Consider the following 15,414-nt stretch of genomic DNA (forward strand, 5'->3'; position numbering starts at 1 on the left):
AATAAAAAAATTCATATTACAAGCTTAAGCCATGAATTAAATATTATTTTCCACGCAGAAATAATTTGAAACAACAAAATATAAAAAATCAGGTCCTTAAAATTAATCTAAGGACCTGATGAAACCACTAAACATTTTATTTAAAATATACTCTAATTATTACTTATTTTTTACTGTCAAATTACTAAGCGCAGTACCTAATTCATCCATATCTCTGTTGAATTCGGATTTGAAGCTCTCCCATTTTTCTTTACTTTCAGCTTTATATTCATCCAATTTTCTTCTGGTATCGGTGTTTTTTTGCTCCAATTCAGCTATCTTCTTATTATACTCATCTTTGACAGCTTTCTTTTCATTGGCGATCCTGACTTTAAAATCTGATATCAACTGGTCATTCGTGGCGATACGGGTTTCGTTTTCCTTCTTATAATTTAAGATATCCTGTTGATACTCCTGATTGGCCTTTTCCAAATCCTTGTTGGCCTGATTGACTTCCTGCTGTGCAGTATTAACCTTTTCTGCGGGAGACGAGCACATCATAATTAGGCTTGAAATCAAAGCCACCGGCAATATATAAAACAATATTTTATTCATTTTTTAATAATTTTTAAAGTTAATTTTGGTCTCTCAAAGTGTAATGATTCTTTTACAGTTCGGCCATCATCTTCTGCCATTCTTCTTTGGACTTACCAAGCTTTATTTGTAACTTACCAATCATTTCTTCCATCTTACCTTCACCAAACATAAGATCATCGTCAGTCAGTTCAGCAAATTTTTGTTTTAGTTTCCCTTTTTGCTCGTTCCAATTTCCCTTTAACTCTGTTGAATTCATTTTCTAAATATTTATCTTGTGATTGAATTATCACTCCCCAAAGATGCACCATCATTAATTATAATAATTACATCCAAAAATTTATTATTTACATATTTTACTCAATTTCATATAAAACTTAATCCTTCAAAATCTAATTTATTTTCGAGGACAATGAAAATTTTACAAACTAGAAATAGGTATACTAAAAGAGCTACCTATTTTACAATAGGCAGCCCCTCTTGATTAACCCTTCAAATTATACTACCTTTCTTTATTTGGAATAATGTCTATAATTACTGTGCGATTATAGGCTCTTTCTTCTGGAAATTTGTTGCCAAATGGTGCAAACGTATCGTCCTCTCCCATACCCATGGCTTCAAAAATAACATCATTTCTTCCTTCCAATGCCTGACTTGCAGACAATATTGTTTTCACATCCAATGCCCTGGCCAGTGATAATTTTTGATTGTTGGCTTCCTCTCCAATGGCATCTGTGTGACCATGTATGATAACTTTAGCACCTACAGGTATTTTTTTTGCAACCACTTCGGTGAGATATTTTTCATAAATTGAAATTGCTTTTGACTCATTAAATTCATAAATCACACTATATCTAATGCCCTGTTCATTTTCATCCGGTTTCCAAAGGACCATATGAACCTTATTGCTTTGTGAAACAATCTTACCATCTTCCCTTATCCCTTTCATAGTTACCACAAAATCTCCCTCAGGTCTTTCTCCTAAAATGGTTTTACCCGGAATGGTAACCAGATCTTTGTGGTAAGGTCCAAAACTTTGAATTTTGCCCTTACTATCTTTTATTTCTATATTCCATGATGTAAAAGCTTGTGTAGCCCCTTCAACGTTAAATGAAACATAACTATCCAAAGGAGCCTCCTGGATGGAATTAATTTGAATAGGCCTCAACAACATTTCCTTACCACTTTGAAACTCCATCAAAAGTGCCGGAGAATTACTTTCAATGGATACTCTTTGATCCCCTTCACGAAGCAGATCAAGTTCCAAAGTTCCTCCGGGTTGTTCAGATGGTATTTTTGGTTTATCTCGCCCTTCTATGCTAATACGACTCGGATTTAAGGCAAATATATTCACCAAATACTCTTTTACAGATGACGCCATTAACTTACCATGATCAATTCCTTTGATGGAAGAACCAACCAAAATGATATCCGATGAAGGTTCTTTTTGCATTCTGTCTCCTAAGATATTTAGTACATTATAGTACACAACCATCTCACGGTCCGAACGTCCTGACAGTTTTTTAGGTTTAAAAACTTCAAGTTGATCTTCTTTAAAGTCTTTTACTTGATTTTTATTTAATAACACGTATCGATCTGAAATTTCTGTAGACTCTCCATCAAAATAAACATAGTTTAATACAGGAAAAGTCTCTCTCACTCTCCTGGAAACAGGAATATTTTCTGGGGAAATGATGGTGAATTTAAATACAGGATCTTCCATTAAGATAATTGCCGGAAGAGGAATTTTCTTTCCTCTTCCAAATTTTATTGCAGCGCCAACTCTTACCGTTGTCAAATTCCAGGTTTCAATTGATCTAGGAGATTGACCGAAGTAAGGTTGAAACGCAACAAATGGAGAAATCATAGATTGAATCTGATGATTCTGTGAACACATTGGAATGTCATATCCCGCTCCAATTTGCATAGATAATAAAGTCTTGTTTGTATTACTTAAATCCCCCTTTACATCTGGATTGGGCAGTTGATCCGGATAGGCAGGATTAATGCCTAATTTATAAGTAAAAGAATTATCTATTAAGAAAGCAATACGCGGCCCACCAAACAAATAGAAATTTGATTTAAAAGGAGCAAATTTCAAACTAGGTTCCACGGTGATATAACTCAACTTTGTACTCAAGTCCGCAGGACAATCACAGGGTGTGATTACCTGATCGAATTTGCCTTTTCGACTGTCGTACCCTGCCTGAAATCCAAAGCCAAACATTGAGCCGGGCGCCTGATATTCTACTAAAGGAGCCAGAAATAAACCTGCACCAAACCCATTGTGAAAGGCAACTGGTGAGGTAAATTCCGCATTCAACTCTTGCGTAGATCCTCTGTTAAAATTTAAATTTGCACCCGCTGCTGCGCCTATCCACCAGGAAGGTTTAGTGTATTCAAATGATTGTGCGGTTAAGTGTAATTGAAGTGTTGCCATAAACAAAACAATTATTAAAGTAATCTTCATAAGAGTTTGATAGTGCGACCCTGTATTGTAAGGTTTTGTATCTATCATTATAATATTTTTCATCTTTTTAAAATTTAAGGTCTGTTAATTGTATTCGTTCCGGTAAGAACTACTGCACCATTGATGCACAACATTCTTCCATCCACTGAAGCGCCAGTATTCATGGTTATAGAAGTTAACGCCAATACATTTCCTTGAAAAGCAGTACTGTTTCCTATTGTGGCGGAACTTCCTACTGCCCAGAAAATATTTCCGGCTTGAGCTCCTCCTGCAAGTATCACACTGCCACCAGCACCGCCAATAGTGGTAAGACTTGAAGCTATTTGAAAGATCCAAACAGCACTTGGATCGCCTTGAGCATCCAGTGTTAAATCACCGGAAGCAATTTGTAAGGAGGAGGTAGTTTTGTAAATGCCCGGCGCCAAGGTTAACCCTCCTTGATCACCTGATATGGTAACCGGTGGAGGTGAAGAAGCACCCTGAGCAAAATTATAGGCCGCTGTAAGATCAGCTTTCGCCTGAGTCAACAATGCAGCCACTCCTGGAGGTGAAACATCATCCGAACAATAAATTGCACCATTTACTACTATCGCAGGTGGAAATCCGGTAACTGATGATCGCACGCCCGGACTGATACCGACATCCAAATCATTTATGACACTGATACCTGCATTGTTACTAATTCCTACTCCAGCAATAATTCCAAATCTTTCTACGGATTTAAGGTTGACCAATGGTGGGTTGATAAAGGTTCTAGTGGTAAAACTCCAAACATAATCGTTTGTCATGGGAGTACCTGCAAGATTCTTCACACTATTCGTTAAAGTTACTGTATACAAAGTATTCAATTCCAAATCATTGGTAGGATTAAATGTCGCCACAGTTCCGGAATAGGATATGCTTCCAGGAATCAAATTATTCCCCTGCTTTACGAAATAAGTATTACTATTTATAGTTGTCGGATCCATCGGCATACTGAAATTTGCTGTGATCACTTTATTTAAAGCGACACCTACAGCAGTATTATTCGGGTCAGTGGAAATCACAGTTGGTGGAATCCCTGCTATGGTTGTAAAAGTCCAAACGTAATTATTTGCCAATGGAATTCCTGCCAAATTTTTAGCACCGGTAGTAATAGTTCCGGTATAAACAGTATTCGGCAACAATGCACCGGTTGGTGTAAATATTGCTGTCACCCCAGAATAAAAAATGGATCCTGTTACTGTGTTTGTACCTTCTTTCAAGGTGAAGGTATTTCCATTGATGGTCAATGGATCCATGGCCATATTAAAAGTAGCACCAATAGTTTTATTAAGGGCTACTGCGGTTGCTCCATTTGTTGGATCCGTGGAAATAACTGTAGGAGCTAAATTTAAAACAGTAGTGAATGACCAACTATAATTATTTACCATAGGAATTCCCGCAAGATTCTTTACTCCGTTGGTTATAGTTCCGGTATAAACAGTATTCGGCAACAATGCCCCGGTTGGTGTAAATGTGGCAGTGACTCCTGAATAAGAAATAGTTCCAGGAATTATGTTCACACCTTGTTTCAATATAAAAGTATTCACATTGATCGAAAGTGGATCCATGGCCATACTGAAAGTTGCTTTAACTATTTTATTTAATGCAACTCCTGTTTCATTATTGAATGGATCCGTTGAAACTACAGTTGGCGCTGGAACTGTGACAGTAGTAAAAGACCATACATAATTGTTCACCATGGTTACACCTGCGAGATTCTTAACTGCATTAGTTATGGTTACTGTATAAAGTGTGTTGGACTTTAATGAACTGGATGGCACAAAAGATGCCGTGGTTCCCTGGTACAAAACAACACCTTTTACAGAATTTACACCTTGCATCATAAAGAAACTGGTTGTGGTGATGCTTGAAGGATCCATAGCCATACTAAAGTTTGCAGTTACCACTTTATTAGTGGGCACATTAATTGCATTGTTGGTCGGATCAGTAGAAATTATAACAGGTGCTAAATTCAATACAGTGGTAAAGGACCAGACATAATCATTCAACAATGGTGTACCGACAATATTTTTTGCAAGAGTTTTAATAGTACCTGTATAAACTGTATTAGGTTTAAGTGCTTGAGTTGGTGTAAATGTTGCAATAGTTCCGGCATAGGTTACTGTGCCTGGAACCAAATTTACACCTTGCATCAAAATAAAACTCTCTGTTGTAATGGTCAAAGGATTCATTGGTGTGCTGAATCCTGCCCTAACTACTTTGTTGAGCACCACACCTGTTTCTCCATTTGCAGGATCTGTAAAAATAACAGTAGGTGCCAAAATAGAACCGGTGCTAAATATCCAAACATAATCGGATGACATATTTATTCCAGTCGAGCTCTTAACAGAAGCACTTATGGTTCCCGTATATGTGGTATTCGCAACAAGAGGTGAAGTTGGAGTAAATTTCGCGGTAACTCCTGTATAGCTGACCACACCTGAAATAATTGTAGTGCCTTGTCTCAAAATAAAACTTGAGCCATTAATGGTCGATGCATTCATCGATTCACTAAAAGTTGCGCTTACCACTTTAGATAAAACAACATTTGTTTCCTCATTTGAAGGATCTGTAGAAATTACAAAAGGGGAAATATTATTGATGGTCATAAATGTCCACACATAATCATTAACCAAAGGTATTCCTGAGACATTTGTAATGGATGAAGTTAATATTGCTGTATATGTTACATTTGGATCCAACAAGGTGGTTGGTTGAAAATTAACAGTTGTACCATTATAGGAAATTAAACCATCGATCTGGCTTATTCCATCGGTAATAATAAATGAACTTGCTGAAAAAGTCCCAGGATCCATGGACTCACTGAAAGTAGCTGAAATAATTTTATTCAGCACTACATTTTTTTCATTATTGAATGGATCAGTTACGATTACTATCGGGGATAAGGTAATTCCAGTGCTAAACGACCAAACATAATCCACTTGCAAGGCATTTCCTCTGACATCCTTTACACCTCTGGTCACTCTTCCTGTATAGGTGGTGTTGGGTTCTAAATCATTCACTGGATTAAAACTTGCAGTATTACCAGAATAGGTTATAACTCCTGCAATCTGCGATAAACCTGTGATGGATATAGTCCCTGAGTGCATAGTAGAGGGATTCATCTCCTCATTAAATGTAATTGTAATTAACTTATCCAGGGAAACACCGATTTCTCCATTTGTCGGATTGGTAGAAATTACCAATGGGCATACTCCCTTGATATCTACAAAATCATCCTTTTTGCACGAAGCCATCAAGGCTATCGATACTACAGCAAAAAAGGTAAACAACTTCTTCATTTTCATTAATTAAACATTAAAAGTGAACGAATTTCCACTTTGAAAAACAGATATATAATACAACATGATTCATGTTGAAAAAATAAATAATCAAAATATAACTATACCAAATTTATTTTTTCATCTGGAAGAAAATAATCCTTTAAATTCTAACCAGATCAATAGATAGAAAACCCAATAATTTCTTCTAAAATTTTATGCACATGCGATGTGTCAGAAATTAATTATTTTACATTTCGCTTATAACTGATAATTGCTGCGAATGCACTTTTTAAAACAGATCTCAATTGAATTCCAAAATTAATTTCAGATTTCGAAATACCTAAAATCAACACATTAAAAATTATTTTCCTCATGGGTTTCTTCTCCACCCACTTGATGACACAGGAAGATAATTCATCCAAAGCTAAATTGAGCACAACACCCTTAGCCTCCTTTTGCAAACTCTTTGAATTTGAAATTTCACACAGAGACCTTATAATTAAATCTCCAAGACTGACTTGCCCAATCATTTGGGTAAACTTTTCGTTTAGAATAGCCCCTTGTTCTGAATGCTTCAATTCCATAACTTCAATAGCAAGCTTTAGTTCAATTTCGTATGTATTAATTTTCATTATTCTGTCAAGTCGATTTTATGAATTAAAATACTTCCTATGATCCTCTTGATCCATCGGTAACCCAAAAAAGAAAAAACCACTGAAGAAATAAATATTACAAATGACATTATAAAAAAACCGAGATATAAACTATTCAATAATTCTCCTAAATAAATGGACAAGCCTATCGAAAGAAAAAATAAAGAACAGCATAATAACACAATATAAAAAAGCCTGGTGGTTATAAAACTGGCCAAGTCAATGCTCTTTCTTACTGCTTTCAATTGATAAAGCTTATAGGTTGTCTTTACATACTCTTCTGTATATCCAACCAAAGACTTAATTTCCTCTATCTTCAACCCCATAAGACAATTAATTTAAATGGATAATTTATTGGTTATTATTTCTTAATTTAAAAAATCTTGAACTAATAATAAACCTATCAAGATGATACCTTCTGATCATTAGATTTTGGGTTGTGGTTGGTTCCTTCAGGCTTTGAAACCCATGCTTCTGTTATATGGGTAGCACCCTCTTTTATAGACTCATATTTTTTGGATAACAAATTAATAAATTCATCTATTCGATTTTCCAAATCATCCGTTAATTCAACTTGTCTTTCAACAATTTTCCTCCTTGTCTTTGATCCCTTATGTGGTGCAAATAAAACACCTACTGTAACCCCAACAGCAACTCCGGCTGCAATTCCCAATAAAACTTTTCCCAGATTCATAATAGTATTTTTTGTGTTATAAATAAATTTTTACTCTACAAAATTGGTCTTTTATTTTCAATATAAATTACATCCAAATTTTTATTAATTACAAGTTTCACTGATAAATTTAGATTTCTATGATTTCATTCTTTATGCTACTTTTTTAGGAAATAAATTAAAAAGAAATAAAACAAAAAATCCCGTTTCTTTCGAAACAGGATTTAATTTTTCCAAGGTATTACTTCAACTCAAAATGCCATATCCTTAAAATATAAATGATACACCCGCATAAACTGCATTGGTCTTTATATGTGATTTATCCAATAAATAATAAGAATTATTGGCATCTGTTCTGCTGTCATCACTGATGTCAATCAAGCCAACCACGCCACGATATCCTAATCCAAGACGAATATTCTTGGCTGGATTCAATGCGAAGTCAACACCCGCACCATAAGCAAATCCAAGATCTCCACGCTTAACGGAAAGTACTCCGTCAGTAGATCCTGGTGTCCCGCCATCTGCAATAACTAATCTGCTACCAACACTTATGCCCACTTGTGGACCAGCTACGACATTTAAATTCACAAATTTATTCTTGCCTGTGTTTAAAGAAAGCATTAACGGAATATTTAGATACTTTAATCTAATATTACGCTCTACGTCCATCTCCTTATATTTCTGAGATAAAGAACTATAAATAATTTCCGCTTGAATGCCTATGAACCTTGAAAAACTAAAACCAAGAAAGGCTCCTACCCCATATCCCAATGTTACCTCCCCCTTGATGACGCCACCGGATGAATTATTGACATCCAATTTTGAAAATGTTGGCATTAATCGAACCCCTACAACTGCTCTTTGCGCTAATATCTTATCAGGCATACTAAATAAAAATGCAGTTAAAGTGCAAAAAGTAAATAATTTCATTTTAAAGTTAAACATAAATTTAAGATTGATTTTAATTAGGATACAAAGTTCTTACAGTATCCTCATTTATAATTACATTTGGCTGACTTAATGTTACAAACTTCACTTATTACGTGAACACATTAATAAATCAATCTTAAATATTTGATATGATAACGACAAAATTATAAGATGGAATAAGTACTATTTTAAAAAAAATTCAAATAACCATAATTAGATCAAAAATGGAACCTAAAAATGAAATTTAATTAAATAGAAATGATAAATCGGTGATTTTGTCTTCAACCTGCAACTTTTTATTTTTCCCTTTATTTTGAAGCAAAATTGAATTTTGCCTAGCAATAAAATATTTCTCTACAGTGATTCTTGCCATCAGATAACTGATGGTGGATTCTGCACCTTGATTTAAATTCACCTGAGTCTCTTCCAGTCCATCATAACACCCTCCTGTACAAGGATTGTACATTATCTGATGTAAATGATTATTACCCATAAACCAATTAAATGCTATTGCCATTTTATGCAAGTGTTCTTTTTTCTTATAAACCTGATAAAATTGGTCCAACCCAAGAATAGTATAAGCTACATCAATAGGTTGCTCTCCGTGTCGGGCGGTCTTCTTGTCTTTTACCAGCCATGTTTTATTGGAGATTACTTTTATCCCTCCATCGTCAAAAGTCATAGACAATAAAAAATCAAATGACTGCTTTGCAATTTCTTTATAGACTGGATCAGTGGTAACAGACCATGCGCAAAGCAAAGCCTCAGGTATGATGCTGTTCGCATAAGTAAGATAACCCTCATACCAATTCCATCCATTTTCTGCTTCATGACGAAACATCTGAACCAGACGATCTGCCAACTTTTTAATCAAATCAGAAAATTCAACAGATGGTTCCCGCTGAAGTGAATAAAACAATCCTTTTATAATAAATGACATCGATCTGGTCGAATGCATCTTTTCTGCCAATGGCAAAGCTTTAATTAAACATGCTTTTGCTTCATTTATCCATTCTACAGGAAGTACATCATAACAAGACATAAAATATCCCAATGCCCATATTGCTCTTCCGGTTGAATCAGAGCAATTGGTAGACTCATTTTGACTTGTAAAATTTCTTTCAATATCCACATAATTCAAAAAACTACCATCGCTTTGCTGACAGAATTGTATAAAATCTAAATATTTTCTAATCTCCAACAAGTCTTCAGCGTGTGGTGTCATTTTATAAAACATACACATTGCTATCAGTGCACGAGCATTATCATCCAGTGTATATCCACTGCTTAGATCCGGTTGATTGATCAATCCAAATTGGACAATGCCAAAATCATCTGTCATCCGCTTAATATGATTCAAACTTATCACAGGAAGGCGGTATTGCAAATTGATAAACTCTGCCTGATATCCTCCACGTTGTGACCCTGATTTAACTTGTGTATAAGAACTATTGATTTGACAGGCAGTTTCCATAAAAAGCATTGCATGAGAAATTGCAGCATTTTCCCAGGAAGTAGGTACAATTCTTTGAAGTGCGTTCAGACTAAAAGTAGTCCGAAGTGCCTCGTCACTCATCAATCGATTTACCGCATCAGAAAGCTGATGGCTGTTTTGAAAGTCGATCAGAATTCCAGTGTTTTCTCTTAACACTTCTTTAGCATGAGGTATCGGAGTGGAAATAATTGGACAACCACAACTCATTGCATAGGCGAATGTGCCACTTACGGCCTGATGCGGATCATTTGAGGTAAATAAATATATATCGGTTAGTTGTAAATATTCTAATAAATCTTCCAGAGGCAGAAAATAGTTAATAAACTTGACATAATTTTGAAGACCCAGTTTTTCTACTTTGGCCTCCAGCATGTTGCGGTATATTTCTCCATCACTAAGAATAACTCCTGGATGAGTTTTTCCAATGACAAGAAAAATTACCCCAGGATTTTCTTTAACAATTGTTGGCAATGCATCTAAAGTAGTCTCAATACTTTTTCCTGAACTCAATAAGCCAAATGTGGATAAAACCTTTTTGCCCTGAAGTCCATACTTCAATTTTAAGGATTCCTTATTCAGATGGGGTACAAGATGGGTTCCATGTTGAATAACTTCAACTTTATGCGTTTGTATGCCATAAGCGCTTTTGAGAATTTTAGCGGAATTTTTAGTCATCACCACTACTGAAGAACATGCTGAAGCCAACTGGGTTACACTATCCTTCATAAAAGCATCGGGATTAGGTAAAACTGTATGGAAAACCAAAATAGAAGGTTTCTCTACCATTTGAATAAATTGCAATAACACATTATCTTTTCCGGAAGGAAACAGCCCAAATTCATGCTGAATCAACAGCAGTTTTACATTCTTATCTTTATTAATCAGTTGAGCAAGATTAAAAAAATTAGCCTTTTCACTTGGATTTAAAATGTACTTCACCTCTTCAGGATAATTTCTAACTTCTAAATCGGATTGTAATGCACAAACCTTGAGCGAAAATGAATTACTAAATTTATTGTTGAGTGCTTTAATCAAATCCTGTGAATATGTTGCTATTCCACATTCTCTGGGTGGGTAGGAACTAATAAATAGGATTTCAGGAAGTGTTTGCTCCCTGAGTTCTTGTCTGCTCTCATTCATCAATCTAAGATTCGGATGTATGGACAATTCTGAACCATCATGAATTCTAATCAAGCTATTGGTATTCATATTAAATGGAGTTAAGTAAAAGTTCTTTTGTTAGTTCATCCAAACTTATGGTAGCACATGCAATTCTCTCATCTGCCGCACCATAATAAATATAAAGTGTATCGTCAAAAACTGCCGTACCTGTTGGAAAGCATACATTATTTATTTCACCCTTTAGTTCCCAGGACAGCTCAGGACTTATTAATGGATAGGGCAATCTGGCTATTTCTATGGTCGGATCGTTTAAATCCAAAAGGGCTGCACAAGCATTGTAAACGTATCCTTCCGTTGTATCATGCACTCCATGATAAATGATAAGCCAACCATGAAGCGTTTTAATTGGAGGGCATCCCCCGCCTATATAACTCAATTCATGATCATATTTTGGCGCAAGCACTATGTGTTTGTCCAGCTTTCGTAAATAATCTTCCCAATATTGCGGTGTCAATTCGTCCAGACTTACAACACTGAACAATTGAATGTCCGGTTTTATGCGATGCAGGAATGTAAATTTACCCTCGATTTTTTCTGGAAAAAGCACCAGATTTTTATCCCAAATTAAATTTAACTGTTCAGGATGTGACTGATGATTATTCTTTTCATTGTAACGGCAATACTTTTCATTTAACTTTAAATCTTTTGTCAATGACTTAAAAGTCTCATAATCGATTTGCGGAACCACAATCCCCTTCCTTTCAAAATGCACCAGATCAGCTGATGTGGCAATTGCCGCCAACGCATTGGTCCCATCATAGGCAGTATAACACAAATAATAAAGTTCGTCGATTTTAGCAAGTCGGGGATCTTCTAGGCCATGTGATTCATAATTTGTTTCCGGAACCATTAGTGGATGTTCTAATCGGTAATCGACTACGAGTGGATCCTTTAAACATGCATACCCTATGCTGGAAAAATTTCCATCCTCCACTGCCCTATATAACATATGGAGCTTCTCCTCACATTGGTAAACAGCAGGATTAAGAACACCATTCTGTTCAAAAGTTAATTGAGATTTTTCGAGAATAACGCCCCTTTTGGAAATTTTTATCATTTGAATAAATTAGGTTAAACGTAAATTTCTAAACGCAGCAGTTGATCCAATTTTATCTAAATAAAATTGAAAACATAAAATACAATCTTGCATCAAAGAAATCCTGTCTGGTTGGTTTTAGGAGGAGTGGCATAAAATTGAAAATAAGAATCAATCCTTACCCCAGACTAAAAATAACTACAACTTGTATATTGCCTATATCCATGAGAACATCAACTTAACCTATTAGGTTCAAAATACTTTAACCATCATCCGACATTAAGATTCTATACACGATACCAAAGACCAATTTATTCTAAAGTTCGAATCCTGCAAGTACAAAATCCAGCGCTCCATTCTGAACTGAATAAAAAATGGAAGGCAAAACTATTATATCTCACCTTCCAATCAAAAGACAATTTAAACCCGGTATCTAATTATAATTTTAAATTGCAGAAAAGCAAAATGCACCTATGTTGAACTCTTTTTAGACAAGAATAAAAAGGCAACGCCTCCAACCAGCAATACCACGCCAGCAATAGGTGACCATTGAACTTGGTGTTTCTTTTCTCCATCAATTTTAACTGGACCTATGTCCACGATTCTTTCAGTAGTCACATAATTAAAACTTGTATAAGCTATCATGATAACTCCCACAACAATTAAAATAATTCCTATCGATTTTGACGGCATATCTTTAAAGTTTATGATTTAATAGATCAATTTACAGGGATACAAAATCAGCCTACAATAAAATAATCAAAAGTATGATGATTACAATCAATGAACCTATGGACAGATACAATCCTCCTCCAGGTCTTATTTGATGCTTCATAGCTTTTAACTCATTCTTCAGATCTGACTTTTCCTGTGCATTTAGTGTAGATCTGTCCATGCCTCTGATCTCATTTAATCTTTTGACTAAAGCATCTTTCTCTGAAACTCCTGCAATCTCGGTGTGATTTACAAGTATAATTTTCTCAGTACTGTTGGCTTGTGCAAGATTTGGAAACACAGCAGTCACAGTCAATGATAAGAATAAAATAAACACATAATTTTTCATAATCCATTAATTTATTTGGAATAAATTTCCATGGGATAAAGATCTCACACTATTTCATAAAGAATTTACACAATTCCATTTTGTTGTTATATTAATCACATATTAAAAAAATAAATATTCGAATGAAAATAAGTTGGGCTTCGGATATCAAAAAAAGCCTGATAGTGAATTCACCTAATAAAAGAAATATATTCAGCAGTCCCTGAATAATGTTCTATATGTTTTCAAGATAATTCTTCCGTTGTTTTCCAAGCTTCTTAAAAAATGAAGGGGAAAGACCTGTGATTTTCTTAAATTGATTGGATAAATGCGCAACGCTGCTGTAATGCAACTTATAAGAAATCTCGGTCAAATTCAATTCATTATACAGTATAAGCTCTTTAACTCGCTCAATTTTATGCATTATTATAAACTGCTGTATGGTTATACCTTTCACTTCTGAGAAAACATTGGACAGATAAGTGTAATCATAATCCAACTTCTTGCTGATGTAATCTGAATAGGATTCTCTTGGAACTTCATCAGAATAATGGATCATTTCCACAATTACATTTGCAATTTTTTCAATTAATATAGCCCTCTTGTCTTCCAGTAATTCCAATCCGGATTTCATCAGATTATACTTAAGCTGCTGACGTTGCAACTCACTGATGTCTTCCAGTAATTCAACTGTACCCAGTTCAAGATTGATAAACTTTAAGTTTAACTTAAGCAATTCATCTTTCACCACCATTTTGCAGCGCAAACTGACCATGGATCTAATGTATAACATCATTCTTTGAAGAGCGATCGCCCCATTTGAACAAATATAACACAACTTAACTGAAAAACCTAATTTTTGCGTGTTTAAAATAATTTAAATCCTATAAATTAATATACTCAATTGTGAATGGCTCACCAATAAAAACTTTCATAAGTTATGAATTCACAACCAGTAAAATGCGAATTATTTCATATTCATTCAAACCATAATCCTTAGAATCGCTTCATGACATCATCAATAAATAATTGATCAGTTACTTTTCAGATTTCATCCAAGCTTTTGCAATCTTTAGAGGTGAATTCTGTTGCATAATCATATTCCTATAAAAGCAATTTAATTTCGGTTTTACACAGACCACAAAATTAAGTTCTACAATTGTTGATAAAACTCATGCATTCTGATGACCAAGGTCATATAATTGCAGAATGCCGGCTTCTGCCTTAGAGCTTTATTATTTGTTAACCCATTTTTAAACTTTAGAATATGAAATCCAAGTTGATCTATTTTCTCGCGTTTTTATCTATAGGCGCTTTTTATTGGGCTTGTACCCACGATGACGATGTGAATGCTCCAACCGGACCGAAAATAACAAGGGATTCCCTCATATTTTTACCAGGTTTGACAGCCGGAAATGCCAATGAGTGGAAGTTCGACAAGTCCCATTCGAGCGTGCTGTGGCAAACTAAATATGTAGGTGCTGCAGGACTTTTAACTGGCCGCTTTAACCAGTTTGGCATACACGAAGTAACGGATGTGAAAGCTGTAAAATATGCAGTAACGACACAACCATTGCCGGATACTTCCTGGGCCTTTTATGAAAATCAACCTTCAAAAACCTATTTCAATGGCTACGTCCAAATAAACACATCCAATACAGGGGAACCTGGTCGTGATGCAGGTTGTAATGTTGCCGGAATGGGAACTGTAGCCATCGAAGCCGGAACCCAGAATCTCAGCTATCCTAATTTAGCCAAGATCAAAACTAAAGAGGTGAAGTTTGACCCATCCAGTAATGGTTATCTCGTAACTTTAGATCTTACCTATCAGGGAAAATTGGCTGCACCTCTTACCAAAACCATTACTGGTAAAATGAGCTATATTCCAAAACAGAGGGTTCAATTTGGTACCGCTGCTGCTTATGATGTATTTGGCTTGCAATTAAGCTTCCAATTTAACTGTAGGGATTTTGGTATCGTTAGCACAAGTGTTTCTGATGTTATAGAAATTCAGTGCAATGCCAATTTTAACAATAAATAGTTTACCCA

General features: G+C 35.2%; 14 protein-coding genes. 1 reads left to right on the plus strand and 13 read right to left on the minus strand.

Features of this window, described 5'->3' with window-relative positions; translation table 11 throughout:
* Positions 1-159: 159 nt before the first annotated feature.
* The 13 genes from IPJ83_15695 to IPJ83_15755 all read right to left on the minus strand — a co-directional run bounded on the left by IPJ83_15695 (position 160) and on the right by IPJ83_15755 (position 14,161).
* Positions 160-594, minus strand: a complete 435-nt coding sequence (locus IPJ83_15695; protein ID MBK7881982.1) for a hypothetical protein — start codon at positions 592-594, stop codon at positions 160-162.
* A gap of 52 nt (positions 595-646) precedes the next feature.
* Complete coding sequence (locus IPJ83_15700; GenBank protein MBK7881983.1) at positions 647-832, minus strand: CsbD family protein; 186 nt, start codon at positions 830-832, stop codon at positions 647-649.
* Between the two features lie 243 nt (positions 833-1,075).
* A complete protein-coding gene (locus IPJ83_15705; protein MBK7881984.1) occupies positions 1,076-3,106 on the minus strand; it encodes an OmpA family protein in 2,031 nt (676 codons plus the stop codon).
* An 11-nt stretch (positions 3,107-3,117) separates the two neighbouring features.
* Positions 3,118-6,369, minus strand: a complete 3,252-nt coding sequence (locus tag IPJ83_15710) for an Ig-like domain-containing protein (GenBank protein ID MBK7881985.1) — start codon at positions 6,367-6,369, stop codon at positions 3,118-3,120.
* Positions 6,370-6,593: 224 nt separating this feature from the next.
* A complete protein-coding gene (locus tag IPJ83_15715) occupies positions 6,594-6,983 on the minus strand; it encodes a hypothetical protein (protein MBK7881986.1) in 390 nt (129 codons plus the stop codon).
* The gene (locus IPJ83_15720) at positions 6,983-7,330 is read right to left on the minus strand and encodes a hypothetical protein (protein ID MBK7881987.1); all 348 of its coding nucleotides are present in this window, start codon (positions 7,328-7,330) and stop codon (positions 6,983-6,985) included. The genes IPJ83_15715 and IPJ83_15720 overlap by 1 nt, the downstream gene beginning before the upstream one ends.
* A 77-nt stretch (positions 7,331-7,407) precedes the next feature.
* On the minus strand, positions 7,408-7,701 hold the full coding sequence (locus IPJ83_15725) for a YtxH domain-containing protein (protein MBK7881988.1): 294 nt from the start codon (positions 7,699-7,701) through the stop codon (positions 7,408-7,410).
* 243 nt (positions 7,702-7,944) lie between these two features.
* Positions 7,945-8,625, minus strand: coding sequence for a PorT family protein (locus tag IPJ83_15730; protein ID MBK7881989.1), 681 nt, complete (start codon positions 8,623-8,625; stop codon positions 7,945-7,947).
* A 229-nt stretch (positions 8,626-8,854) separates the two neighbouring features.
* Positions 8,855-11,314, minus strand: a complete 2,460-nt coding sequence (locus IPJ83_15735) for a glycosyltransferase (protein MBK7881990.1) — start codon at positions 11,312-11,314, stop codon at positions 8,855-8,857.
* 1 nt (position 11,315) lies between these two features.
* Positions 11,316-12,344, minus strand: coding sequence for a pesticidal protein Cry7Aa (locus tag IPJ83_15740; GenBank protein ID MBK7881991.1), 1,029 nt, complete (start codon positions 12,342-12,344; stop codon positions 11,316-11,318).
* Positions 12,345-12,794: 450 nt separating this feature from the next.
* The gene (locus IPJ83_15745; protein MBK7881992.1) at positions 12,795-13,016 is read right to left on the minus strand and encodes a hypothetical protein; all 222 of its coding nucleotides are present in this window, start codon (positions 13,014-13,016) and stop codon (positions 12,795-12,797) included.
* A gap of 52 nt (positions 13,017-13,068) precedes the next feature.
* Positions 13,069-13,386, minus strand: coding sequence for a hypothetical protein (locus IPJ83_15750; GenBank protein MBK7881993.1), 318 nt, complete (start codon positions 13,384-13,386; stop codon positions 13,069-13,071).
* Positions 13,387-13,600: 214 nt separating this feature from the next.
* On the minus strand, positions 13,601-14,161 hold the full coding sequence (locus IPJ83_15755) for an AraC family transcriptional regulator (protein MBK7881994.1): 561 nt from the start codon (positions 14,159-14,161) through the stop codon (positions 13,601-13,603).
* A 471-nt stretch (positions 14,162-14,632) separates the two neighbouring features.
* Between IPJ83_15755 and IPJ83_15760 the strand changes: the two genes are divergently transcribed.
* Entirely contained in the window at positions 14,633-15,406 is a 774-nt protein-coding gene (locus tag IPJ83_15760; GenBank protein MBK7881995.1) for a YceI family protein, read from the plus strand.
* Positions 15,407-15,414 lie beyond the last annotated feature (8 nt).

The sequence above is a fragment of the Candidatus Vicinibacter proximus genome, assembly GCA_016713905.1.
GTDB lineage: Bacteria > Bacteroidota > Bacteroidia > Chitinophagales > Saprospiraceae > Vicinibacter > Vicinibacter proximus.

Excerpts from the sequence above, each read along its gene's own strand:
- IPJ83_15760 (MBK7881995.1), top strand. The coding sequence starts at position 14,633 with ATGAAATCCAAGTTGATCTATTTTCTCGCGTTTTTATCTATAGGCGCT.
- IPJ83_15740 (MBK7881991.1), bottom strand. The coding sequence starts at position 12,344 with ATGATAAAAATTTCCAAAAGGGGCGTTATTCTCGAAAAATCTCAATTA.
- IPJ83_15755 (MBK7881994.1), bottom strand. The coding sequence starts at position 14,161 with ATGATGTTATACATTAGATCCATGGTCAGTTTGCGCTGCAAAATGGTG.
- IPJ83_15705 (MBK7881984.1), bottom strand. The coding sequence starts at position 3,106 with ATGAAAAATATTATAATGATAGATACAAAACCTTACAATACAGGGTCG.
- IPJ83_15720 (MBK7881987.1), bottom strand. The coding sequence starts at position 7,330 with ATGGGGTTGAAGATAGAGGAAATTAAGTCTTTGGTTGGATATACAGAA.
- IPJ83_15735 (MBK7881990.1), bottom strand. The coding sequence starts at position 11,314 with ATGAATACCAATAGCTTGATTAGAATTCATGATGGTTCAGAATTGTCC.
- IPJ83_15700 (MBK7881983.1), bottom strand. The coding sequence starts at position 832 with ATGAATTCAACAGAGTTAAAGGGAAATTGGAACGAGCAAAAAGGGAAA.
- IPJ83_15750 (MBK7881993.1), bottom strand. The coding sequence starts at position 13,386 with ATGAAAAATTATGTGTTTATTTTATTCTTATCATTGACTGTGACTGCT.
- IPJ83_15730 (MBK7881989.1), bottom strand. The coding sequence starts at position 8,625 with ATGTTTAACTTTAAAATGAAATTATTTACTTTTTGCACTTTAACTGCA.
- IPJ83_15710 (MBK7881985.1), bottom strand. The coding sequence starts at position 6,369 with ATGAAGAAGTTGTTTACCTTTTTTGCTGTAGTATCGATAGCCTTGATG.
- IPJ83_15715 (MBK7881986.1), bottom strand. The coding sequence starts at position 6,983 with ATGAAAATTAATACATACGAAATTGAACTAAAGCTTGCTATTGAAGTT.
- IPJ83_15745 (MBK7881992.1), bottom strand. The coding sequence starts at position 13,016 with ATGCCGTCAAAATCGATAGGAATTATTTTAATTGTTGTGGGAGTTATC.
- IPJ83_15695 (MBK7881982.1), bottom strand. The coding sequence starts at position 594 with ATGAATAAAATATTGTTTTATATATTGCCGGTGGCTTTGATTTCAAGC.